The 23192-nt window shown below is 41.1% G+C and carries 22 protein-coding genes and 1 pseudogene; 16 read left to right on the forward strand and 7 right to left on the reverse strand.

Annotation, left to right across the window (positions count from 1 at the left end):
* Window positions 1–260 precede the first annotated feature (260 nt).
* Window positions 261–1148 carry a dienelactone hydrolase family protein gene (locus A1QC_RS00050; RefSeq protein ID WP_017024836.1) on the forward strand — a complete coding sequence of 296 codons (888 nt, stop codon included), beginning with the start codon at window positions 261–263 and terminating at the stop codon, window positions 1146–1148.
* A gap of 126 nt (window positions 1149–1274) precedes the next feature.
* On the forward strand, window positions 1275–1514 hold the full coding sequence (locus A1QC_RS00055; protein ID WP_017024837.1) for a GlsB/YeaQ/YmgE family stress response membrane protein: 240 nt from the start codon (window positions 1275–1277) through the stop codon (window positions 1512–1514).
* A gap of 88 nt (window positions 1515–1602) precedes the next feature.
* On the opposite strand, the gene A1QC_RS00060 is transcribed toward A1QC_RS00055, so the two are convergent.
* The 3 genes from A1QC_RS00060 to A1QC_RS00070 form a co-directional block, all read right to left on the reverse strand.
* Window positions 1603–1785 carry a hypothetical protein gene (locus tag A1QC_RS00060; protein ID WP_017024838.1) on the reverse strand — a complete coding sequence of 61 codons (183 nt, stop codon included), beginning with the start codon at window positions 1783–1785 and terminating at the stop codon, window positions 1603–1605.
* Between the two features lie 323 nt (window positions 1786–2108).
* Window positions 2109–3104 (reverse strand): LLM class flavin-dependent oxidoreductase, encoded by a 996-nt coding sequence (locus A1QC_RS00065; protein WP_017024839.1) that lies wholly within the window; start codon window positions 3102–3104, stop codon window positions 2109–2111.
* Window positions 3105–3182: 78 nt separating this feature from the next.
* Window positions 3183–3782, reverse strand: a complete 600-nt coding sequence (locus tag A1QC_RS00070; protein WP_017024840.1) for a TetR/AcrR family transcriptional regulator — start codon at window positions 3780–3782, stop codon at window positions 3183–3185.
* A gap of 176 nt (window positions 3783–3958) precedes the next feature.
* Between A1QC_RS00070 and A1QC_RS00075 the strand changes: the two genes are divergently transcribed.
* The 6 genes and pseudogenes from A1QC_RS00075 to A1QC_RS15310 all read left to right on the forward strand — a co-directional run.
* A complete protein-coding gene (locus tag A1QC_RS00075; protein ID WP_017024841.1) occupies window positions 3959–4498 on the forward strand; it encodes a carboxymuconolactone decarboxylase family protein in 540 nt (179 codons plus the stop codon).
* A 245-nt stretch (window positions 4499–4743) separates the two neighbouring features.
* Window positions 4744–5247: a GNAT family N-acetyltransferase gene (locus tag A1QC_RS00080; RefSeq protein WP_017024842.1), complete on the forward strand. Its 504-nt coding sequence runs from the start codon at window positions 4744–4746 to the stop codon at window positions 5245–5247.
* Between the two features lie 28 nt (window positions 5248–5275).
* A complete protein-coding gene (locus tag A1QC_RS00085) occupies window positions 5276–5728 on the forward strand; it encodes a DUF2127 domain-containing protein (RefSeq protein ID WP_017024843.1) in 453 nt (150 codons plus the stop codon).
* A 269-nt stretch (window positions 5729–5997) separates the two neighbouring features.
* Window positions 5998–7092: a NapC/NirT family cytochrome c gene (locus A1QC_RS00090; protein ID WP_017024844.1), complete on the forward strand. Its 1095-nt coding sequence runs from the start codon at window positions 5998–6000 to the stop codon at window positions 7090–7092.
* 5 nt (window positions 7093–7097) lie between these two features.
* Complete coding sequence (locus A1QC_RS00095; protein WP_017024845.1) at window positions 7098–9551, forward strand: molybdopterin guanine dinucleotide-containing S/N-oxide reductase; 2454 nt, start codon at window positions 7098–7100, stop codon at window positions 9549–9551.
* A gap of 74 nt (window positions 9552–9625) precedes the next feature.
* Window positions 9626–9790: pseudogene (locus A1QC_RS15310) on the forward strand (DUF417 family protein); the annotation flags it as partial.
* Between the two features lie 301 nt (window positions 9791–10091).
* Here A1QC_RS15310 and A1QC_RS00100 read toward each other — a convergent pair.
* On the reverse strand, window positions 10092–11417 hold the full coding sequence (locus A1QC_RS00100; RefSeq protein WP_017024847.1) for a DUF5666 domain-containing protein: 1326 nt from the start codon (window positions 11415–11417) through the stop codon (window positions 10092–10094).
* 124 nt (window positions 11418–11541) lie between these two features.
* On the opposite strand from A1QC_RS00100, the gene A1QC_RS00105 reads away from it, so the two are divergent.
* The 4 genes from A1QC_RS00105 to A1QC_RS00120 all read left to right on the forward strand — a co-directional run bounded on the left by A1QC_RS00105 (window position 11542) and on the right by A1QC_RS00120 (window position 14570).
* Complete coding sequence (locus tag A1QC_RS00105) at window positions 11542–12213, forward strand: response regulator transcription factor (RefSeq protein ID WP_026025787.1); 672 nt, start codon at window positions 11542–11544, stop codon at window positions 12211–12213.
* Window positions 12206–13435: a sensor histidine kinase gene (locus tag A1QC_RS00110; RefSeq protein WP_017024849.1), complete on the forward strand. Its 1230-nt coding sequence runs from the start codon at window positions 12206–12208 to the stop codon at window positions 13433–13435. Before A1QC_RS00105 ends, A1QC_RS00110 begins: the two co-directional genes overlap by 8 nt.
* A gap of 112 nt (window positions 13436–13547) precedes the next feature.
* Window positions 13548–13940, forward strand: a complete 393-nt coding sequence (locus A1QC_RS00115; RefSeq protein WP_039836335.1) for a YgiW/YdeI family stress tolerance OB fold protein — start codon at window positions 13548–13550, stop codon at window positions 13938–13940.
* A 231-nt stretch (window positions 13941–14171) separates the two neighbouring features.
* Window positions 14172–14570, forward strand: coding sequence for a YgiW/YdeI family stress tolerance OB fold protein (locus tag A1QC_RS00120; protein WP_158006019.1), 399 nt, complete (start codon window positions 14172–14174; stop codon window positions 14568–14570).
* A gap of 72 nt (window positions 14571–14642) precedes the next feature.
* Here the strand turns inward: A1QC_RS00120 and A1QC_RS00125 are convergent, their stop codons facing one another.
* The 3 genes from A1QC_RS00125 to aceB form a co-directional block, all read right to left on the reverse strand.
* The gene (locus A1QC_RS00125) at window positions 14643–15377 is read right to left on the reverse strand and encodes a GntR family transcriptional regulator (RefSeq protein ID WP_017024852.1); all 735 of its coding nucleotides are present in this window, start codon (window positions 15375–15377) and stop codon (window positions 14643–14645) included.
* A 114-nt stretch (window positions 15378–15491) separates the two neighbouring features.
* A complete protein-coding gene (locus A1QC_RS00130) occupies window positions 15492–15920 on the reverse strand; it encodes a GlcG/HbpS family heme-binding protein (protein WP_017024853.1) in 429 nt (142 codons plus the stop codon).
* A 92-nt stretch (window positions 15921–16012) separates the two neighbouring features.
* Window positions 16013–17608: a malate synthase A gene (aceB, locus tag A1QC_RS00135; RefSeq protein ID WP_431305829.1), complete on the reverse strand. Its 1596-nt coding sequence runs from the start codon at window positions 17606–17608 to the stop codon at window positions 16013–16015.
* A gap of 402 nt (window positions 17609–18010) precedes the next feature.
* Between aceB and gcl the strand changes: the two genes are divergently transcribed.
* The 4 genes from gcl (at window position 18011) to A1QC_RS00155 (ending at window position 23121) form a co-directional block, all read left to right on the forward strand.
* Window positions 18011–19786, forward strand: coding sequence for a glyoxylate carboligase (gcl, locus tag A1QC_RS00140; RefSeq protein WP_017024855.1), 1776 nt, complete (start codon window positions 18011–18013; stop codon window positions 19784–19786).
* A 28-nt stretch (window positions 19787–19814) separates the two neighbouring features.
* Window positions 19815–20594: a hydroxypyruvate isomerase gene (hyi, locus tag A1QC_RS00145; RefSeq protein ID WP_017024856.1), complete on the forward strand. Its 780-nt coding sequence runs from the start codon at window positions 19815–19817 to the stop codon at window positions 20592–20594.
* 103 nt (window positions 20595–20697) lie between these two features.
* Window positions 20698–21594 carry a 2-hydroxy-3-oxopropionate reductase gene (locus tag A1QC_RS00150; RefSeq protein ID WP_017024857.1) on the forward strand — a complete coding sequence of 299 codons (897 nt, stop codon included), beginning with the start codon at window positions 20698–20700 and terminating at the stop codon, window positions 21592–21594.
* A 921-nt stretch (window positions 21595–22515) separates the two neighbouring features.
* A complete protein-coding gene (locus A1QC_RS00155) occupies window positions 22516–23121 on the forward strand; it encodes a TetR/AcrR family transcriptional regulator (RefSeq protein WP_017024858.1) in 606 nt (201 codons plus the stop codon).
* The last annotated feature ends 71 nt before the right edge of the window (window positions 23122–23192 follow it).

A 23192-nucleotide genomic window follows, 5' to 3' on the forward strand; every position in this document is an offset into this window, starting at 1 on the left:
GTACGCATATAACAAGTAACGACAAAAGCGATAGAGTTTCAGTTGTTTCAATACAAAGGCCATGGAATAAAATTCTGTGGCCTTTGTTGCAAGTATGCTCTATATAATCATACAAAATGGAACTTAAATTAAAGTATTGGGTATATCAGTGATAGAGCTTGTTTTTGAAAATTAAATTAATGTAAATGTTGCAGCGTATACAGTATAAGCTTCTATAGTTAATTGAACCTCATTAATAACTACCAAGGAAGGACATAAAAATGGCAGAACAACGAAAAATCCCTCAAGAAGCATTCGATTGGTATGATGAATATGCTCATGGCGTGATTGATAGACGAGAGTTTTTTTCCCGCTTAGGTGGTTTAGTCGCACTCGGTTTTACCATGACGACCTTAACCGCCGCATTACTACCAAATTATGCCCAAGCTGAACAAGTGTCTTTTAATGATCCTGAGATTATTGGTAGTTATCGAACCTTTCCATCACCAAAAGGGTATGGAGAAGGGCGTGGATATTACGTTGAACCAACCAATAAATCAGGTAAGTTACCCGTTGTATTGGTGATCCATGAAAACCGTGGTTTGAACCCTTATGTTGAAGATGTGGCTCGCCGATTGGCAAAAGCAGGTTTTATTGCATTTGCTCCAGATGCCTTGTATAGCCTTGGTGGTTACCCTGGTAATGATGATCAAGGGCGCACCATGCAAAGCTCATTAGACAAAGCTAAAGTGGAAGAAGATTTCATCGCCGCTGCTCATTATTTGAAAACCAGTGAACGTAGTAATGGTAACTTAGGCGCAGTGGGTTTTTGCTTTGGTGGCTATGTGGTCAATATGTTAGCTGCAACTTTAGGCAGCGACTTAAATGCCGGTGTGCCTTTTTATGGTACGCCAGCTGAAAAATCGATTCGTAAAAATATTAAAGCGCCATTGGTACTGCAATTTGCCAGTGAAGATCAGAGAGTCAACGCGACATGGCCTGATTACGAAGCCGATTTAAAGGCCGCCAAAGTGGATTATGTCGCGAACATTTATAAAGACACACAACATGGCTTCCATAATGACTCAACCGGCCGATATTCTGAAAAAGACGCAGATCTAGCGTGGGATAGAACCATTGATCATTTTAATAAGCATTTGGTGGCGTGATATTCTTAGTTTACCTGAGTATTCTGCATAGGCAGGTTTGACGGAATATTGACAAAAATTTATATATTTTCTCAAAACTTAGCTAGGCTGTAAGGGTAAGTATATTAAACCAAAGGAGAAATATTAATGTCGATTATTACATTCCTAATTATTGGTGCGATAGCGGGTTGGTTAGCTGGTCAGATAATGAAAGGCTCAGGCTTTGGGATTATCGGTAATATCGTTATTGGTATTGTTGGTTCATTGGTCGGGGGCTTTACGTTCAGTTTATTAGGGCTATCGTCTGGTGGATTTATTGGCTCGATAGTCACTGCAACCGTTGGGGCAGTCTTGCTGCTTTATATCTCTCGCTTAATTAAGTCATAGTTTTACATTACGCCTTGTATTGATAACAAAAGCGCTGTCATTAAGTGATTAATGGCAGCGCTTTCTATCATGGGTGTCTCACTGATTTTTATCGATGAATGACGATTTCACCATCTTCATTTTTATGCAAGCAAGCTTGTTGGTTCTTGATTAATGTGGCGGCAAAAGCCGGTTCAACTGCGTGTAATTGACCTTTTGAGCGCATAGTAGGATTGCCCCAAGAATGGTCTTTATACATGCCTGTTTGTGTATATTGAACTAGAACTTTCATCGCTTTTCCTCAATGTAACAAAATGTGAATTCGTAATTACAATACGACTAACATTCCATTTACGCACCTATTAAAAACGCAATATTAGATTATAAAAATATCACTAATGGTTGTGGGAACTTATATTTTGGTCTTTAAATCAATGATTTTTTGATGATGAATATTGTGATAAATCAAAAATGATACGAGTACGGTTGTTGATTTCTTGGGAAATAAAAAGGCTCTCATTTTAAAAAAGAGAGCCTTTGCCGAAGTGAGTGTTACATTTTAGATAAAATGTTAACGCGCAGGTATGGGATAGAAGAGTGAGTTTTTCTGTGTTGTTAATTCTTAATGTCAGCCAAAATCTCAATCGCTTTACAACGCTTATCATGATCATATAAATCATTGGTGAAGATAAACTCATCCACACCCAACTGTTTTACCATCATTTCTAAACGGTGTTTAATCGTGGCAGGGCCACCAGTGATAGATAAAGCTAAGAAATTATCGACGTAGTCTTTTTCTTGTTCGTTCCATAGGCCATCCATGCTTTTAACTGGTGGTTGGAGCCACAATTCTTTACCACGAATTAACGACAATGCGCGTTGTTTTGATGTGGTTGAAAGGTATTGGGCTTCTTCATCGGTTTCTGCCGCAACCAAAGGCAAACCTAGCATCACATAAGGTTTATCCAATACTTGAGAGGGTTGAAATTCACTTCGGTACAGTTCAATTGCATCGTGCAAAAATCTTGGTGCAAAGTGACCTGCAAACGCGTAAGGCAAACCTTTTTCAGCCGCTAGGCGAGCGCTGAACAAACTTGAACCTAATAACCAAATCGGTACGTTGGTGTTTTCGCCGGGCATGGCTCGAACTTGGCTGAATCCGTTATATGGCCCAAGTAAGGTTTGCAGTTCTTCCACTTCAATTGGAAATTCATCGGCGCGCTTTTCATCACGATTAAGCGCTCGGCTGGTGATTTGATCGCTGCCAGGTGCACGCCCTAATCCTAAGTCAATTCGACCGGGGTATAGACTCTCTAAAGTGCCAAATTGCTCAGCTACCACCAATGGCGGGTGGTTGGGCAACATAATACCGCCAGAGCCAACGCGAATTCTTTCCGTGCCACCTGCAATATAACCAATCAAAACCGAGGTGGCAGCGCACACAATTCCCGCCATGTTGTGATGCTCGGCAAGCCAAAAGCGGTTGTAGCCTAATTGGTCGGCATGCTGTGCGTATTTCAAGGTTTTTTGTAGCGTCTCGCCAACGGTTGAATCTTGACGCATTGGAGCAAGTTCAAGTAATGAAAACGGAATATTACTGAGTACAGACATGGAGACTCCTGTGGATTGGTTCATTGAAAGACTAAGCGAACAAAGGATTTGATGACGAAGGTCGTTTTATATTTATGCTTAATTTTCTGATGGTTGAAAAGGGCCATAGGTGAAGATGTCGTTGATTAAAGAATCGACATTTATATTGTCTGGATTGGCACGTAAATAGGTTCTTAAACCCATTATTTGTATTTGCAGATAACGAGCGAGTGGCTGGCAATCTTGGTTTTTTGCCACTTCACCTTTTGTTTGTGCATCTTGCAATATATCAGTAAATGCACGTTCAATTTTACCGAGTAGTTGCTTAGCTTGTTGCAGTAGATCTAAGTTATCTTCTGTGAGTTCAGAAATGGTTTTGACTAACATGCACATATTGCTTGGTGCAGACGATTGGGTATCCATCACCGCAGCTTTAATGAAGTTTTTTAAGGTTTGTAATGGACTGTTACTTTGACTTCGGCATTGCGCTAAAAGCTCAAGCGTCATGTCGGCATAATGATGAAGCGACTCTTTAAACAACCCTTCTTTACTACCAAAGCAGGCATAAATACTGCCTGGGCGCATGTCGATAACATCTTGCAGGTTTCGCATCGACGTACCGTGAAAGCCTTTTTCCCAATAAAGCGCAGTTGCTTTTTGTATGACGACGTCACGGTCATATTTGGTTGATTTCGCCATGATAAATACCTTCTGGATATACTTTTGTTATTTGAAGTTGCTGCTTCAATGGCATTGAGTATTAAATTATTTTGAACATTTGTTCAATTTTATCTTGAACGTTCGTTCAAATCCACTTATATTATTTCCAACGCAGAACACAAACTGCATTTTTATAGAGAGTTGGAGATAACAATATGAGTCATTTCAAAATTCATGATGTCGAATCAGCACCAGAAGCAAGCAAACCAGGTTTAGAACGTTCATTAAAAGCAAATGGCTTTATTCCGAATCTGCATGGCGTATTGGCAGAAGCGCCTGGGTTACTTGAAGGTTATCAAGTACTGCATGAATTATTTTCTAAGTCATCATTTAATGCCGAAGAATTAACCGTAGTATGGCAAACCATTAATGTGGAGCATGAGTGCCACTACTGTGTACCTGCGCATACTGGTATTGCGTTAGCGATGAAAGTTGATGCCGATCTAAATACGGCATTACGTAATAAAGAGCCGATGCCAACGGAAAAATTACAAGTTCTGCACGACACAACTTTAAGCATGGTTCGTAAGCGTGGGCAGCTTTCAGAAGAAGAAATTACGAGTTTCTTCAATGCCGGTTATGGTCAGCGTCAATTGCTTGAAATTGTTTTGGGTTTATCGCAAAAAGTGATCAGTAATTACACGAATCACCTTTCAGAAACACCGGTTGATTCAGTATTTGAAAAATTCGTTTAATCGGACATTTATCTGGTTATTCTAAACAGATAACCAGTGAATGACCTGTCAAATGGGTAAGACGAAGCGACATAGGGGATGATCCTATGTCGCTTTTTTTTTGTTCTGACTTAAAGCAATCGTTGTTTTGACATACAGTTTTGTGAGAAGTCTGTGAAGTCGGTTTTATTGATTGCAGGATAGCGATTAATTTGTGATATTGATTTGAAAAGAAATCGATAAAAATCAAAGGAAAGGAGTTGTGAATGCCGCATGTGTCTGTTCGTCACAGTGAAACCCGTGACATTGAAGCCATAAAAGCGATTTATGAATGCCCGAATGCCTATTCTGGTACATTGCAACTCCCTAATCCATCACTAAAAATGTGGCAAGAACGCCTGCAAAACGTACCTGCTAATGTCTATACTTATGTCGCGGAAGTTGATGGCAAAGTGGTTGGTAATTTAGGTGTGGAGTTATGTGTTAATCCTCGCCGTCGCCATGTTGCGTATTTTGGAATGGGCGTTCATGATGATTTTCAAGGGCAAGGTGTCGGTGGTGCTTTGCTTTCTACTATGATTGATTTATGCGATAGCTGGTTGAATATAAAACGTATTGAATTGACGGTTTATGTCGATAATGACTCAGCAATTGCGCTTTATAAGAAATTTGGTTTTCAGATAGAAGGTGAATTACAAAACTATGCATTTCGCAATGGTGAGTATGTGAATGCTTATCAAATGGCGAGACTGAACCGAACAAACATCTGAATCTATTTTTCGCCTGTAAGGAATACCAATGTCTCAACAAGTCGGTTTAAGAGTGGTTGCTATGTTAGAAGCCTCAAAAGGGGTTCTAGCTGTGCTTGTTGGACTAGGTCTGTATACCTTATTCAGCCATGATGCTCAGAAAATTGTGATCGATTTGATCCGCCATTGCCATTTGAATCCTGCTAGTTATTACCCTCACATGCTGATCGAAAAGGTCGGAGACATAACACCAGCTAATGTTAACCTGATCACTGTCGGTATCTTACTTTACAGCGTAATTCGTTTTGTTGAATCGTATGGTTTATGGCGCGCCAAACGTTGGACGGAATGGTTTGCTCTGGTCAGTGGTGCTATTTATATCCCTTTTGAAATCTATGAATTAATCAAACAAGTCGATGTGATTACCGTTGGCGCTTTAGTGATCAATTTACTGGTTGTTGGTTACATGGCTTCGATATTGAGACAACCTAAGGTTGCTTAATAGTTCTGTGGGCTTTTATCCTGTACTTCTTTGTTTTATTTTATATTTTTATACTTTCTTGACCTTAAATAATGTTTTTACCTTACATATCATCTAATATACCTCTTAATAGGTAGTTATGACTGTGTTTGCCGTTCATAAAAATCAAAACTTAATAAGTTAGTCATTAATTTTGTTGAGATATTTGTTATTTTTCGCATTCAGAACCTATCCTTAAGTAGTAATAAATATAAGTAAATCTGACTTGTGGTTTCGTAAGGAAAATAACTATGAAAAAAAGATATATTGCCATCATCGCTATTATCGGTGTGGTAATTGGCTGGATTACGTTTGGGGGAACTCAAGTCGTGCTGCATGCCACTTCAACGACAGAATTTTGTGTGTCTTGCCACACTATGGAAAAACCTTTTAAAGAGTACCAAGGTTCTGTGCACTTCAGTAATGACAAAGGTATTCGTGCCGAATGTGCTGATTGTCATATTCCGACCCACAGTACGTTTGCTTATTTATGGACTAAGATTCGTGCGTCGAAAGATATTTATCATGAATTTGTCACCGGTAAGATTGACACTGAGGAAAAATACGAAGCCCACCGTTTGGAAATGGCAGAAACGGTTTGGTCTCAGTTAAAAGCCAATGATTCTGCGACTTGTCGCTCTTGTCATAGTTTTGATGCAATGGAAGTTTTCGATCAGCCGAAAGGCGCACGTGAAATGCACCTGTCAGCACAAAAAGATGGTCAAACGTGTATTGATTGTCACAAAGGTGTGGCCCACATGGCACCTCAACAAAAGCTGGATACATCTGAGTTTGATCACTTGATCGATATTGCGAAGAAAACCCCAGCAGATGTTAAAGAGGTTTATACCTTGGATAGGGTTAAGATGGGGGATTTAGCCACCATTAATCCTACGACAGCATTAACGGTAGAAAAAGCGGATGGTCTTAAGCGTTCGGTGACGCTTTCTGGTTACCAAATGAAAGGTGCGGAACAAATTTTATACCTCGATAATGGTAAGCGCGCCATTTTGGCTAATTTGACGGATAAAGGTCAAAAAGCACTTAACGTCGGCGAATATGAAAAAGATCACTATGGCAATGAATGGCGCAGTGCGACGCTAAAAGGTGATATTGAGAGCCCAGTATTAACTTCTCGTGACCCGATTTGGAAATACGCAAAAGATCTCGACAATGTGTATTGCTCGACCTGTCACGCTAAGATCCCAACAAGCCACTTTACTGTGAATGCTTGGCCATCAGTGGTGAAAACCATGGGTTCTCGTACTGATATTTCCGATGCGAATTTAGAAATCTTAACTAAATTCTTCCAGTATCACGCAAAAGATATGAAAGGGCAGGAGTAAGAATTATGAGTAATATGAATATCTCCCGTCGTGGATTTTTAAAAGGTGCGAGTGCTTCTGCAGGGGCGTTAGCCATTAGTAGTATCGTTCCATTACCTGCTTCTGCTAGCGCTAATATTTCCGATCGTGGTTATGTGATCACTGCGGGTCGAATGGGGATCTTGAAAGCAAAAGTTGAAGATGGAAAGTTAGTTGAAACCACCAATGCTTTGCCTCAAAGCGTGGTGAATCATCTTCAAAGTACCGGGCCTTCTCAAGTTTATACTAAGGCGCGTGTAAAATACCCAATGGTGCGTAAAGGCTTTTTAGAAAACCCTGAAAATCCAACCGGTGTTCGCGGTAAAGATGAATATGTACGCGTATCTTGGGAGAAAGCTTTAGAACTTGCTCATGAACAACACATGCGAATCCGCAATACTTATGGTCCAGAAGCCATTTATGCTGGGTCTTACGGTTGGCGCTCAAGTGGCGTATTGCACGATGCGCGTACTTTACTGCAACGTTATATGGCGCTAGCTGGTGGTTATGTCGGTTATTTAGGTGACTACTCAACGGGTGCAGCACAGGTCATCATGCCTTATGTGGTCGGCTCGATCGAAGTGTATGAACAACAAACCACATACCCTGTTGTAATGGAAAACAGTGAGGTCGTTGTGCTTTGGGGTATGAACCCAATCAATACCTTAGAAATAGCTTGGACAGCGGCAGATAGCCAAGGGCTTGAGTTTTTCCATCAGCTGAAAAAATCTGGTAAGACGGTGATCGCAATCGATCCAATCCGCTCTGAAACCATTAATTTTTTTGGTGATAATGCACAGTGGATTGCGCCTAACCCAATGACGGATGTCGCGCTTGCGATGGGTATTGCACATACCTTGGTTAAGAATAAGAAGCATGATGAGACGTTCTTGAAAAAGTACACTCAAGGCTTTGAGCAATTTAATCAATATCTGCAAGGTGACAGTGACGGCATTGTGAAAGATTCAGCTTGGGCTGAGAACATCACGGGTGTGCCGGCAAAACAAATCGAAGTACTAGCGGATATATTTTCGAAAAACCGCACCATGTTAATGGCAGGTTGGGGAATTCAACGTCAACAATTTGGTGAGCAGCGTCACTGGATGATCACCACCTTGGCCGCAATGCTTGGTCAAATTGGTTTGCCGGGTGGCGGTTTTGGTTTCTCTTACCATTATTCAAACGGTGGTAACCCAGCGCGTGATGCTGGTGTATTACCTGCAATGACGGCAACCATTGATGAAAACTTTACAGCAGGCCTGAACGTGGGTGGTGTGGTTAACGCATTCCCGGTTGCCCGTATTGTTGAGGCAATGGAAAACCCTGGTAAAGAGTACCAACATAATGGTCAAACTCGTACTTTCCCACATGTTCGTATGTTATGGACATCGGGTGGTGCCAACTTCACCCAACATCAAGACACAAACCGTTTGGTGAAAGCGTGGAACAAGTTAGATGTTGTTGTCATTAATGAGATCTACTGGACAGCGGCGGCGAAACACGCAGACATCGTGTTCCCGATCACCACCAGTTTTGAACGTAATGACATGACCATGGTGGGGGATTACAGTAATCAGTTTATCTCACCAATGAAGCAAGCGGTTGAAGCGGAAGGGGAATCGAAGAGCGATTTTGAAGTCTTTGCCTCGCTTTCTGAACATCTGTTTAAAGGTGGTCGTCGCGTGTATACCGAAGACCGTGAAGAAATGGACTGGTTGCGTGATTTCTATAAGAAAGCACAAAAAGGTGGGCGTAATGCTCGCGTGCCAATGCCGAACTTCACCAAATTCTGGGAAGCGAATGAATACCTAGAAATGAAGTGGAATGAAGAAGCGGCGAAATTTGTGCGCTTTGCCGATTTCCGTAAAGATCCTGTGTTAAACCCGCTAGGTACGCCAAGTGGGAAAATCGAGATTTACTCGAAAACGCTAGAAAGTTACGGTTTAAAAGACTGCCCAGCACACCCGACATGGCTTGAACCAACAGAATATACCGGTTCGGCGAAAGAAGGTGAATTACAGTTGATGACAGCGCACTCTGCGTATCGTTTGCATAGCCAATTTAATTACGCCGATATTCGTAAAGAGTATGCGATTGCTAATAAAGAGCCGATCCTTATCAACGAAAATGATGCTCAAAAAAGAGGTATCAAAACTGGCGATGTAGTGCGAGTATTTAATCAACGTGGTCAAGTGCTGGCTGGCGCAAGTGTCACTGATGGCATTAAGCAAGGTTCGGTGTGTATTCACGAAGGTGCATGGCCAGACTTTGATCCTAAATTAGGCATTTGCCGAAATGGTGGGCCAAATGTATTAACCTTAGATATTCCAACGTCGCGTTTAGCCAACGGTTGTGCGGCAAACTCAGCTTTAGTGAAAGTGGAAAAGTGGGTTGGAGACCAACTAGAAACGGAAGCATTTAATCCTCCAAAAGGGGTGTAAATCTAGTAAATTTTTAATGGTTCCAATTTATTAAATCCACGAGCTGTACTTTGAATACATTCAGAGTGCAGCTTTTTTTTGTCGTGACATTAAGCTTTTTAGTGACGACTCCTGATGCTTGGTCAATGTCTGATGGCATCTTAATCACAAACTTCTTTTTAGTTAAAGATGTGATGTTTTTAGCAGTTTCAATCAGTGTTATTGAGCGTAATAAAGCGTTATTGATGGCTCAAGTTTAAACGTTATATTTCCCCTCCAGTAGAAAAAGCCACGTACTTACGTAGCTTTTTTATAACATGTTCCCTGTCTTCTAAATAAGGTTGACACTTTCATACTAGAGTCGGTTGAATATATATTTAACATTTTATGTTGGGCTGATAATTAAATTGACCAACGCTACTATTCATACGATGTCTACATACCCTTTATACTTGCTGTCTCACTGAAACTTCAACTATTTTAGGGGATAGTTTATTGAATCGATAAAAAACGACTGCCGAGAATATCGACAGCCGTTTTCGTAAGAGTATGAAGTATCAATTAGTCATCGATACGGCAGTTACTCACCTGAGTGTTAAGCGTTACTATAGTACATTCAACATCAACATGAGAGCCGTTGGTAAATGAATCTAAAGAACCATCGGTCGCTTGGTATCCCCAAATATCGCTGTTTTGAATTGTGCCTTCTAAATCGATCTCATTTTCATTGGCATCAACCGCTTCAATTTCTTTTACTAAGTAAGAGGTATTCCCTGCAGCATCTTTCGATTCAACACCTTCTACTTCGATATTTGCATTGTTAATCGTATTCATAGTTAAACGATCATCAAATTCAGTGCGGCTATCAACTAAGAAACTCTGACCATTTATGGTGAAGTGAGTAGCATCTACATAAGTGGATGTACCTGCAAGAGCAAACTTAGTGTTGTTTGACGAGTTAGAAGAGTTACCTTCAAATTCCACTTCAAGTGCCACTAAACCAGTTTCAGTGCTGTTTAAATCAACATCGACTTGTTTGCCTTCGGCTAAATCACTTTGTTGGCCATCTTCAAAGCGTGTTGATGAATTAATGGCAATTTTGGTGCGGCCATTTAACTCAATTAAGCTTTGGTCATGGTTTACCCAGCTTATTGTGCCTTCTAACTCAACATCATCGAATTGATCGTCATTTTCAACTTCAACTTCGGTTGCAACAAAAACACCGGCTTGATTCAAGTTACCTTCAACTTCTACCCAATCACCATCAACTGGATTACCGTCTTCTAATTGCGCCGTAGAGTAGTCAATCTCTGTGCTACCAATAAAGAAACTGGTTGCGGTCACTTGTGATGCTGTACCTTCAATTTCTGCTTCAAACATTGGGTCGACTTCAAACACGCCTTCTACTTGCCATTGGCCAGAAGCAGTAATATAGCCATTTACAAATACCCAATCACCAACTTGATAGCTTGATGCCGCATAGCCTTGAACAGAGGAGGTTGAAGATGAAAGTGTTGTGCCGTTTACCGTAATCGTATCATCGCTAACCGCGGTGATAGGACCTAATAGGCTTGGGTCTAGTTCAATGCTTTCTGCTTGGCCTTGGCCGTTGGTATCGACTTCAATGCGCATGCCGCTTTGGATATCTTGCAGCGTCATTGCTTGACCGTTATAGGTTACTTTTGCATTTTGTGCATCTAAGCTATAACCACCAATAGTGATTTTTGTGCTCGTTACTGAAGTGGCAACACCGTTTAATTGAGTTGGTGTGGTTACAGTATTACCACCATTGTTATTACCGTTATCGGTAGAAGCGTCGCCACCACCTCCACCACCACATGCTGAAAGTAGGGCAGCAATCGATACGCATAGTAAAGTTTTCTTCATGGTATACCTCTTTTATTATTATTGTTTGGTTGTGATTACATCATTTACAGGTATCTTAACTAGGCAAGCGTTAAGTAAACGTGAAGAAATAAAGTTAAATTGTCAGGGTAAGGTGAGCATTGTTATGAAAGTATTAATTGTTGATGATACCCACAGTGTGGTCGAGACGATCATGGACTATCTTGAACTTGAAGGCATAGTGGCAGACTGCGCTTACCACGGCGAAAGTGCGATAAAACTGATCCAAGAAAATCATTATGATGTGATTATTATGGATATAATGATGCCTAAAATGGATGGGATTACGGCAGTAAAAACATTACGAGATGAACTGTTTTGTAATACACCAATCCTCTTTTTAACCGCAAAAGATACCTTGGATGATAAAATTCAAGCCTTTAATTCCGGCGGGGATGACTTTTTAAATAAACCCTTCGCCATGGAAGAGCTGTGCTTACGTCTTCGTGCGTTACATAGCCGTGGCCCTAGAATTGATGTGGGTCAGTTAAATTTTGCAGATCTAACCATGAACCTCCAAACCAATGAAGCCAGTCGCGCTAATCAGCCGATAAAGCTCAGCAAAATACAGCGCACCATTTTCAAACTATTAATGCAAAATGCCCCTGCCATTGTGAGTAAAGACGCAGTTATTTCTGAAGTGTGGGGAGATGAGAGCCCATCCAGTGATTCTTTGCGTAGCCATATTTATGGTCTGAGAAGTGCATTAGATAAGGGTTTTGAAACATCACGATTAGAAACACTACATGGCCAAGGGTATCGATTAAAAGATGACTAACGCACCCAGTTTATCTCGTAAAATTAGATTGATCTTTATTGTGCTGACCAGCGTAATGTTTGCTCTGTTTTGGGGGTTAATCTACTTGGCTCAAGATCGCTTAGAAGTGATTAGCCTTGAACACCGCCTCACTACGGAAACACAAGAATACATTCAAAATTACCGAATCTATGGTTTCAAAGCCTATAAACCAGACCCACAAGAACTCGATACCTATTGGTCGGAAGAAGAAAGGCCAGATTGGCTCGCCCCTTATACCCGCCCCGGCTTTTTTGAAGAACAACTTGGTAAAGAAGATAAGCACTTCCTTGTTAGCAAGCACCCATCCGGCAGAGGTTGGCTTTATGTTGTCTATCAAGATGACGCCGATGACTATTTAGATGATTACGAAGATCAACTGCACCTTATAACGTTCTTAGTTGGCGCTGTATTTTTGATTGTCGTCATGGCTTATGGATTGTATTTCGTACGCTTGTTGACAGCCCCACTGATGAAAATCGAAGAGAAAATACGGTTTATGGCTCCAGATAAACCGAGTTTTGAAATCGATACATTGTATAAAGAAACTCAAAGCATTGAGCAAGCCTTACTGGAAAGTAAAGAAAAAATAGCCTCCTTTTTTATCCGCGAACAAGAGTTCAGCCAATTTGCTTCCCATGAACTAAGAACCCCCATTATGGTGGTGAAAGGCTCAACGGAATTATTAAAGAAAGTGCCCGATCAACCAAGAATTGCTCAAAAAGCGGTTGCTCGAATTGAGCACGCCGGTAATCAAATGCAGACCTTAACCGAAGCTTTTTTATTATTAGGAAAAGAAGAAATAGAGCAGCATCACATTGGACATGAAGATCTGTCTGAACATGCGGTTTGGGTGTTAGATAGCATGGCGCAACATTTTGCTAAACAAGACGCAAGCTATCAATTGATCGAACATGAGACAGGCTTTGTCGATGCCCCGCCAAGCTTTATCGATATTGTCATGGCCAATTTAATAAAAAATGCCTTTAGCTACAGCACCAGCGATATCATTGTTGAATTAACGAACACCACATTGAAAGTAAAAAATCAGCACGATGGCAATGAACTTCATAACGCAGGGTATGGTTGCGGCTTAGTGATTATTGAGAGAATTTGTGAACGAATGGATTGGCAATTTACGACAGAAAATGATGGTCAGTATTTTTATGCTCAAGTTGATTTTGAAAGCGAATCATCAAAGTGACTTAACTTTTTATTTTTCACGAACCTTTCACACTTGATTGTTTAAGATGGCTTTAACTTAACAAGAACACTGTTTCTTGAATGAATCTAAACATAATAAAATGGGTGAACAAATGAAGAAATCAATGAAAATTTTAGCGCTTGGGGCTTTACTCTCTTTACCAACTTTTGTTATGGCGGAAGTGATTTCACCTAGTGCGGCAGGGGCTCAATCTCAAGGCGGTTTCCAAGGGCCAAGTGATGCCAATATGTTTATTAAAACGGTTGCTGAAGCGAAGAATGCGAATGATGACACCAAAGTAGTGCTTACCGGGAAACTGAAAAGTGCATTAGGGCATGAAAAGTATTTATTTACGGATACGACTGGTGAGATCACAGTCGAAATTGATAATGACCAATGGTACGGACGTACAGTTACCACGTCAGACAGTTTGATTCTTCGTGGTGAAGTGGATAAAGATCGAGATGTATTAACGATTGATGTGGATAGCATTGAGGTTAAATAATCGATTGAATTATTGCCTATGTCATTGAGGTGATATTTGAATTTTTTTGGTAGAAGCCTGCAAATTAATGCGGGCTTTTTTAATGCAAAAAAATCAGGATTTTCTGATTTGTTTGATTATGTGAGTTAAAGAGTAAAAATTTCACATTCTCTTCACACGGCGTAGGGCAATATGCTCCCTACAGAAAGAATTTAATACATTGAATCTGAGCTTAATATGGGGAAGATTGTTGTGAAAAAGATTTTATTAGTGTGTTTGTTAGGGGTATTTTCAATGCCTAGTTTAGCCAATGAGCATTTAATTTCTGCTGACAGTCAAACCGTTGTAGTGCAGGCTCAAGGCGGTTTTAAAGGTCCGTCTCGTTCAAAACATATTATTAAAGATGTGATCAGCGCATTAAATGCCAGTGATAATACTAAAGTGAATTTAACGGGTAGATTGATCATGTCACTCGGTGATGAAGATTATGTTTTCCAAGATTCGACAGGAGAAATCACCGTCGAGATTGATAATGATATTTGGTATGGCAGAACGATTACACCAGAAAACCACATTGTTCTACGCGGTGAAGTTGAAAAAGATTGGAACAATACTTCCATTGAAGTGGATAGTTTAGAAGTGCTTCAGTAACGATAACTTATAAAATAATGCCCTGGTTCTTTTGGAATCAGGGCATTATTGTTTTGGGCGGATGGTTAATATTTAAGCGCGTGAGCGAATAACATTAGAAAACACAACATGCAGATCGCTCGATGTTGCATCGTCGTTTAAATTTAAGTTAGCGCGAATGTGCATTAAGTGATGGCCCATTAAGTCTAGCGCTTTTACTTTGTCGCCAGACTCAATCGCATTAAGTAAATTTGTATGCTCGTCTTGAGAGCAATTACTGTTATTACTGCCCTCATATTGAGCGATCAATAAAGATGTTTGCGATACTAAACTGCGTAAAAAATGGAGAAGTGGGGCATTTTTTGCCATTTTCGCGAGCTCAATGTGAAACTCACCAGATAAGCGAATCCCTTTACCTACATCGCCATTGGCAATGGCTTCATTTTCACTGGTAACCAGATTGCGCAATACTTGCATTTGTTGTGGATTACAGTTGTCTGTAGCCAGTTCGGTAACGGCAAGCTCTGCGATTTCACGAGCCTTTAAGATTTGCGTGGCTTCTTCAATGGTAGGGGCAGAAACGGTTGCACCACGGTTAGGTTTTATATCAACTACTTGTTCCAGCGATAAACGTAGTAATGAACGACGAATAATGGTGCGGCTCACACCAAAAATTTCACTCAATGACTCTTCGTTTAGCTTGGTGCTTGGTGGTAAGCGCTGCTCCAAAATGGCATCAAAAATGTGGCAGTACACCACATCATCTTGTGTTTGATTATTGGCTTTCGCTTGAATCTTTGTATTGGACAACTTATTTAATTTGGTCATAGTCTAATCTACTAAATAATTGAGAGGGCGTGTTGATGCTCATTTGTTAATTAATATTAATTAAATTAATGATTAAACACGCCCTTATATTGTACATTATAGACCTTAGTTTATCTAAGTATCAGATGAATACAACTTTGCATGCAAAATGCCTTCTAGTGCACACTTTTCATCTAAATCAGACAAATCGCCGCTGATCCCAACTGCACCAAGAACTTGTCTTGTTTCATTTTGGATAAGCACGCCACCGGGTACAGGTACCATGTTGCCATGGGCTAATACACTAATGGCGGAAATGAAGGCCGGCCTTGCATCGGCATCTTGTGCCAATTTTCTTGATGAGCATCCTAACGCTAATGCTCCCCATGCTTTGGCAATGGCAATGTCGGGCCGCATCATGCTGGAACCGTCTTGCCGCTGCAGGGAAATCAGTTTGCCACCACTGTCTAATACCGCCACAGTGAGTGGAGCACTTTTTAAACTGAGTGCGGAATTAAATGCACCGTCTGTAATGTTTAATGCTTGTTGTAGTGTCAAACTCATGGTCAAGATCCTCATTAATAAAGCTTACAAAAACTCTTTGTTCCAATACTTTGGCTCGATTGAAACAAAGAGCAGTTGCAAACTATTGGCTATTAACAAAGAAGCGGATAGCTTGGTAGAGTCAAGAACTCTGCAAAATCGTCTTGGGTCGATAAGGTATCGAACATCTTGGCCGTTTCTTCAAATCGTCCTTGAGCATAACGTTGCTCGCCAACTTCTTGTTTAATGGTATTCAGTTCTTCAGCCAACAGAGCTCGGAAATACTCCTCTGTTACTACTTGGCCATCATCCAGTTGTACGCCGTGTTTGATCCATTGCCAGATGCTTGCGCGAGATATCTCGGCGGTTGCAGCATCTTCCATCAGACCATAAATCGGCACACAACCTACGCCACTGATCCAAGACTCAATGTAATAAAGTGCGATACGTATATTTTTACGTAGGCCTTCTTCATTACGTGGGCCTTGGCATGGCGCTAATAATTGTTCTGCGGTGATTTCACCAACATAGCTGCTATCAAATTCAACTTGGTTGACTTTGCCACCGAGCTTTTCATCGAAAATACCCATTGCTACGTCAACCAGTTTCGGGTGTGCGACCCAAGTTCCATCGTGTCCGTTAGACGACTCACGATTTTTATCTTCTTCCACTTTGGTTAGCACTTGTTCCATTACCGCAGGATCAGAATTCGGAATAAAGGCCGACATTCCACCCATGGCGAGTGCACCGCGTGCATGACAAGTTTTTACCAATAATTGGCTATAAGCGTTTAGGAATGGCTTATCCATACCAACACTATGGCGATCAGGTAAAATACGATCTTTATGGTTTTTCAGCGTTTTGATGTAGCTGAAAATGTAATCCCAACGGCCACAGTTCATCGCAACAATATGATCGCGCATCACATAAAGGATCTCTTCCATTTGGAATACCGCAGGAAGCGTCTCAACTAAAATTGTGGCGCGAATGGTTCCGATTTCTACGTTGAAGTATTCTTCAGTAAAGCGGAATACATCATCCCACCATTGTGCTTCTTCCATACTTTCTAGCTTTGGAATGTAGTAATACACACCTTCGCCTTTTTCAGCGCGAGCTTGGTAGTTATGGAAGAAATACAATGCAAAATCCATTAAGCAACCAGCAATAGGTTGCCCTTGAAATTGAATGTGTTTCTCTGGCAAATGTAAGCCACGAGGACGAGCTAATAGTTGAGCCGGGCTTGCGACTAAATCGTATTGCTTGCCTTTTTTCTCGTCAAAGTAACTGATCGTGCCAGCGTTGGCATCTTTCAGGTTTATCTGCCCATCTAACATGTTTTCCCATGTTGGTGACGAGGCATCTTCAAAACAACACATGAAGACTTTGGCACCTGAATTTAATGCGTTGATCACCATCTTACGTTCTACAGGGCCGGTAATTTCAACACGGCGGTCTTGCAGTACTTTCGGGATCGGTGCCACTTTCCAAGTTTTGTCATCACGTATGTGTTGCGTATCTGCGCGAAAATCAGGTAGCTCACCAGTATCAAACTGTGCTTGACGTTGGCGGCGCAAATCTAACGCCTCTTTTAATGGGGCGCTGAATTTCGTCACAAGTGCATCGAGATAATCCAATGCCGTTGGAGAAAGAATCTGTTTTTGTTGTTCGGTTTTTAGTTCGCCGACCACTGTAATAGCATGGGTTTTCATGCCTGTTTCACGGTCCTCAGTGCTGTGCATAATCGTCTCCTTTATGAACATGTACGAGCATTAAATGTCATTCTTAAATAGAGAACTTTGGGGTTCTTTACTTGATGCCATTATGGGTATTTCTTATTTTTATACAAAATTGTGTACATTAATGTTTTAACTTTCCATTAGGTATATCCTCGTTTTCACAAAAAATCAAAGTTTATTTAACGTTTTGTGTGGTTGTTCAATATATGACCTAACAGATCCGATGAGCTATAACTTCCTTGTTTATAGCGCTTTATCTCTCTTTTCATCAGTAAATAAAAATAAATGTTGTTTTTTATTTGCACAATTTCGATTTCAGTGTCTAGAATGAATTATGTATTTTTCATTGTATACAATATTAAAAGGAATTGGATTATGGCGAAAATGAAAGCAATTGAAGCAGCAGTGGAAGTGTTAAAAAAAGAAGGTGTGGATATCGCCTTTGGTGTACCGGGTGCTGCAATCAACCCGTTTTATGCGGCAATGAAAAAAATTGGTGGGATCGATCATGTGTTAGCGCGTCACGTTGAAGGTGCGTCACATATGGCGGAAGGTTATACCCGCACTAATGATAAAAACATCGGTGTGTGTATTGGTACGTCTGGCCCTGCGGGTACGGACATGATCACCGGTTTGTATTCTGCTTCTGCTGATTCGATTCCAATTTTATGTATTACGGGGCAAGCACCACGCGCTCGTTTGCATAAAGAAGATTTCCAAGCGGTGGATATTGAGTCTATTGCAAAACCGGTCACTAAGTGGGCAACCACAGTATTAGAGCCGGCACTTGTGCCACGCGTATTCCAGCAAGCCTTCCATATTATGCGCTCTGGTCGCCCTGGGCCTGTGCTGATTGATTTACCGATCGATGTGCAATTGGCGGAAATTGAGTTCGATATTGATACTTATGAACCATTAGAGCCATACCAACCAAGTGCGACCCGCGCTCAAGTTGAAAAAGCCTTAACCATGCTAACTGAGTCTGAAAAACCGCTGATTGTTTCTGGTGGTGGTGTGATCAATGCAGGGGCAAGTGCTGAGCTTCAAGAATTGGCGGAGCTTTTGAATGTGCCTGTTATTCCAACGCTAATGGGTTGGGGCACGATTCCAGATGATCACGAGCTAATGGCTGGAATGGTTGGGCTACAAACATCTCATCGTTATGGTAATGCCACCATGCTAGCGTCTGATTTTGTATTAGGCATTGGTAACCGCTGGGCAAACCGCCATACCGGTTCAGTTGATGTTTATACGCAAGGCCGTAAGTTTGTGCATGTGGACATTGAACCAACGCAAATTGGTCGTGTGTTCTGCCCAGACCTTGGCATTGTTTCTGATGCGAAATCCGCATTGACGTTATTCCTTGAAGTGGCTAAAGAAATGAAAGCCGCAGGCAAGTTGAAAAACACCGGTACTTGGGTGAGTGAATGTATTGAGCGTAAAGCCAGCATGTTGCGTAAAACTCACTTTGAAGAAGTCCCAATGAAACCAATGCGTGTTTATGAAGAAATGAACAAAGCATTTGGTGAAGACACCTGTTACGTCAGCACCATTGGTTTATCACAAATTGCGGCTGCGCAGTTCTTGCATGTGTATAAACCTCGCCATTGGATTAACTGTGGTCAAGCTGGCCCATTAGGTTGGACGATTTCTGCTGCGTTGGGTGTTCGTGCTGCCGATCCGGTACGTCCTATTGTGGCGATTTCGGGTGATTACGATTTCCAATTTATGATCGAAGAATTAGCGGTAGGGGCGCAATTTAAACTGCCTTACATTCATGTCGTGGTGAATAACTCGTACTTAGGCTTGATCCGCCAAGCTCAGCGTCAGTTCGATATTGATTACTGTGTTCAGCTTGCATTTGATAACCAAAACGCCCCAGAAATGGAAGGTTATGGTGTGGATCATGTGGCGGTTGTAGAAGGGCTAGGCTGTAAAGCGATTCGCGTACGCAAACCTGAAGATGCAGCAGCGGCCTTTGCCCAAGCGAAAGAGCTAATGGCAAAACACCAAGTACCCGTGGTAGTGGAGTTCATTTTAGAGCGTGTCACTAACGTGGCAATGGGTGTTGAGATCGATGGCGTGAATGAATTTGAAAGCTTAGCGAATGATGCTGGCGATGCGCCAACCGCCATTACGTTCAATCAATAAATACTGATGCATAAGAAAGGAGAGCATTATGCCTAAATTTGCCGCCAATCTATCCATGTTATTTACCGAAGTGGATTTTCTACAGCGATTTGAACAAGCCGCAAGTGCTGGATTTCAAGGGGTAGAGTATTTATTTCCTTATGATTTTGAAGCAGAGACGATTAAAAGCGTGCTCGACTCAAACCAGCTTCAACAGGTGTTATTTAACTTACCTGCCGGTGATTGGCTAGCGGGTGATCGCGGTATCGCGGTTGATCCTGCGCGAGTAGAAGAGTTTCAGCAAGGTGTAACCAAAGCGATTCATTATGCAAAAGTGCTCAATTGCAGCCAAGTGAACTGCCTAGCCGGCATTGTGCCAAATGGTGTCAGCCAGCAACAAGCGGAAGATACATTTGTGTCTAACTTACGTTTTGCCGCGCAAGCTTTGCAAGAAAATGGCATCAGTTTGATTGCAGAAGCGATCAACACGCGTGATATTCCGGGGTTCTTTTTAACCAACACCAAGCAAGCGTTAGACATCATTGAAAAAGTGGGCAGCGATAACCTGAATTTTCAATATGACATCTATCACATGCAAATCATGGAAGGGGATTTAGCGCCCACGTTGAGCGAACACATTGGTCAAATTCAGCATGTGCAGTTAGCTGATAACCCAGGCCGCCATGAGCCGGGTACCGGTGAAATTAACTATCCATTTTTGTTCAAGCATTTAGATGCGATTGGCTATGACGGTTGGGTTGGTTGTGAATATAAGCCGAAGACCACGACCAAAGAAGGTTTAGGCTGGCTAACTAACCTAGGCAGTTAATCAAGAATATTGAGTGGCTTTGAATATTGAATGAGATTGAATATTCAAATGAACACGAGAGTTAGAATCTACAGAATAAAGATAAAAATTTAAGGACGATATTATGACGACTCAAAAAATAGCATTTATTGGTACTGGCATCATGGGCAAACCAATGGCAGTCAATTTACAAAAAGCTGGGTATCACATTGTGGTGTCTGATCACTTTGTGGCACCACCGCAAGAGCTTGTCGATGGCGGCGCAACCGTGGTGCATAGCGGCAAAGAAGCGGCTCAAGTGGCAGACATCATTATTACTATGGTACCAAACACACCAGATGTTGCCGATGCACTATTTGGTGACAATGGTATTGCTCAAGGATTATCGGCTGGGAAACTTGTGATCGACATGAGCTCGATTGCGCCGATTGAAACGCAAGAGTTCGCGAAACAAATTAAAGAGTCTGGCGCACAGTATCTAGATGCACCGGTTTCTGGCGGTGAAGTTGGCGCAATCAATGCCACGCTAACCATTATGGTCGGTGGCGATGAAGCGGCGTTTGAACAAGCTAAACCACTTTTTGAAGTGATGGGAAAAAACATCACGTTAGTGGGTGATAACGGCGCAGGTCAAATCTGTAAAGTGGCAAACCAAATCATTGTTGCCCTTAATATAGAAGCTGTTGCAGAAGCCTTAGTGTTTGCATCGAAAGCGGGCGCCGATCCAGCGCGAGTTCGTGAAGCTCTGATGGGTGGTTTTGCTAACTCTAAAGTATTGGAAGTACATGGTGAAAGAATGGTGAAAGGCACGTTTGATCCGGGCTTTAGAATTTCACTTCATCAAAAAGATTTAAACCTAGCATTGAGTGGCGCAGAGCAACTTGGAATCACCTTACCAAATACTGCCAGCACTCAAAGTTTGTTTGGTGATTGTGCGGACATGGATGGTTCAAATTGGGATCACTCAGCTTTGATCAAAGCGATAGAGAAACTCGCGAATCACAATATTCGTGGTGAATAATATATTTTGGATGTAACCAAGTCTTTGCCTAGATTTATCGCTTTTATTCATATTTGGGAATAAATAGAAGCGATTGTGAATACTTGGTTTTTAACGCACTTTTTTGTCTCCTTTAAGTGCGCCCCAAGTGATTTGAATTTTAACCTTAGTTTTGTGTGCAACGGGTTAACTATTTATTTAAGTCACTTGGGATTTTTTACTACTTGACTGTTATAAATGAACGTTATTAGATACCTCAGCCATTAATTTCAACATTTCTTACGAGAATGGTTATCAAGTCCTACCTGTCCTATTTACCTTATCTAGCAGTTTCTAGTTTTACATTTCTGTTTTTGATTTAACTTATTGTTTTACTAAGCCATGTCATGGTAATGTGAGCCGATTGTCAGTGGCGAGTGAGTGCTAAGTTTTACTGTGAAGTTTAATTATTCTATTTCAATCAATATAAAATAATAAAATAGCCGTATTATTTATTATAAATTATTCAATCTTATATTGTATTCACGTCAGTATTATTTTATTTTTAATCGCTTTATTATAGGTCTAATTTTCATTTGGGAATGACTGTTTTATTGGAATGGTTTTTTATATCTGAGCCTTCGATCTTAGTACTGGTTTAGAACTGTAGGGCACTTTATTTCGCCCATATTCCAATTTTTATGAATGTTTGCGGTAGATGGTAAAGGAAATGAGAATTGCGATAACCGTTGTACTAATTGTTGATTGTATAGTTGTGGTGAGCTATTGGTTTGATTTGCTGTAGCTGTGATGACGTTGCGGTATAGCGAGTCCAATGTTTGAGGGTGACACGGCAATTTTTGCCTATTAAGCAACAGATTATACAAAAAGTAGATGAATTTATTGTTGGCTATGTTAAAACACTTACAGTGCGTCATTATCGAACAGTAAGGAGAATATAACGTGGCCAAAGTGAGAGAACGCAATCAACACGCCATCATTGAAGCTGCCAGCCAACATTTTGCTAAATATGGTTATGCCGCCACTAAAGTTGCAGATATTGCCAAGGAAGCCAATATTCCTAAGCCGAATATTTATTATTACTATAATTCGAAAGACAATCTGTACCGTGCGGTATTAGAAAGTGTCACCGTTCCTTTATTACAATCTTCAAAACCAATCCAAGAGCTTGACGATCCTACCGAAGCCTTGACTGAATATATCAAAACCAAACTCATCATCTCTCGCGATCATGCGGATGCTTCTAAAGTATTTGCCAATGAAGTAATGTCTGGTGGGCAATCGCTGCCAAAAGACATTGAAAATGAATTGCAACAACAATCGGAGATGATACTTGCGAAGTTTGAATCTTGGATTGAAAAAGGCTTAATGGATCCGGTTTCTCCTCATCATTTAATGTTTACTATTTGGGCCGCAACACAAACTTATGCCGACTTTGGTTGGCAAATTTGCCGTGTGATGCAAAAGAAAAACCTCACTCGGCAAGATTATGCACAAGCGTCTGAGTTTCTCACAAGCATGATTTTGAAAGGTTGTGGTGTTAAGTGATTTTTAATCACGAGCGCTTCATGTAATAACTCACGCGGCCATTATTACCCTGGTGAATGATCGGCCGTGTT

This window comes from Vibrio rumoiensis 1S-45 (genome assembly GCF_000286955.2).
In the GTDB taxonomy this organism is placed as follows: domain Bacteria; phylum Pseudomonadota; class Gammaproteobacteria; order Enterobacterales; family Vibrionaceae; genus Vibrio; species Vibrio rumoiensis_A.

Bases quoted from the DNA above. Each gene is read 5' to 3' on its own strand.
- A1QC_RS00050 (WP_017024836.1), top strand. From the start codon at position 261: ATGGCAGAACAACGAAAAATCCCTCAAGAAGCATTCGATTGGTATGAT.
- A1QC_RS00055 (WP_017024837.1), top strand. From the start codon at position 1,275: ATGTCGATTATTACATTCCTAATTATTGGTGCGATAGCGGGTTGGTTA.
- A1QC_RS00060 (WP_017024838.1), bottom strand. From the start codon at position 1,785: ATGAAAGTTCTAGTTCAATATACACAAACAGGCATGTATAAAGACCAT.
- A1QC_RS00065 (WP_017024839.1), bottom strand. From the start codon at position 3,104: ATGTCTGTACTCAGTAATATTCCGTTTTCATTACTTGAACTTGCTCCA.
- A1QC_RS00070 (WP_017024840.1), bottom strand. From the start codon at position 3,782: ATGGCGAAATCAACCAAATATGACCGTGACGTCGTCATACAAAAAGCA.
- A1QC_RS00075 (WP_017024841.1), top strand. From the start codon at position 3,959: ATGAGTCATTTCAAAATTCATGATGTCGAATCAGCACCAGAAGCAAGC.
- A1QC_RS00080 (WP_017024842.1), top strand. From the start codon at position 4,744: ATGCCGCATGTGTCTGTTCGTCACAGTGAAACCCGTGACATTGAAGCC.
- A1QC_RS00085 (WP_017024843.1), top strand. From the start codon at position 5,276: ATGTCTCAACAAGTCGGTTTAAGAGTGGTTGCTATGTTAGAAGCCTCA.
- A1QC_RS00090 (WP_017024844.1), top strand. From the start codon at position 5,998: ATGAAAAAAAGATATATTGCCATCATCGCTATTATCGGTGTGGTAATT.
- A1QC_RS00095 (WP_017024845.1), top strand. From the start codon at position 7,098: ATGAGTAATATGAATATCTCCCGTCGTGGATTTTTAAAAGGTGCGAGT.
- A1QC_RS00100 (WP_017024847.1), bottom strand. From the start codon at position 11,417: ATGAAGAAAACTTTACTATGCGTATCGATTGCTGCCCTACTTTCAGCA.
- A1QC_RS00105 (WP_026025787.1), top strand. From the start codon at position 11,542: ATGAAAGTATTAATTGTTGATGATACCCACAGTGTGGTCGAGACGATC.
- A1QC_RS00110 (WP_017024849.1), top strand. From the start codon at position 12,206: ATGACTAACGCACCCAGTTTATCTCGTAAAATTAGATTGATCTTTATT.
- A1QC_RS00115 (WP_039836335.1), top strand. From the start codon at position 13,548: ATGAAGAAATCAATGAAAATTTTAGCGCTTGGGGCTTTACTCTCTTTA.
- A1QC_RS00125 (WP_017024852.1), bottom strand. From the start codon at position 15,377: ATGACCAAATTAAATAAGTTGTCCAATACAAAGATTCAAGCGAAAGCC.
- A1QC_RS00130 (WP_017024853.1), bottom strand. From the start codon at position 15,920: ATGAGTTTGACACTACAACAAGCATTAAACATTACAGACGGTGCATTT.
- aceB (WP_431305829.1), bottom strand. From the start codon at position 17,608: ATGAAAACCCATGCTATTACAGTGGTCGGCGAACTAAAAACCGAACAA.
- gcl (WP_017024855.1), top strand. From the start codon at position 18,011: ATGGCGAAAATGAAAGCAATTGAAGCAGCAGTGGAAGTGTTAAAAAAA.
- hyi (WP_017024856.1), top strand. From the start codon at position 19,815: ATGCCTAAATTTGCCGCCAATCTATCCATGTTATTTACCGAAGTGGAT.
- A1QC_RS00150 (WP_017024857.1), top strand. From the start codon at position 20,698: ATGACGACTCAAAAAATAGCATTTATTGGTACTGGCATCATGGGCAAA.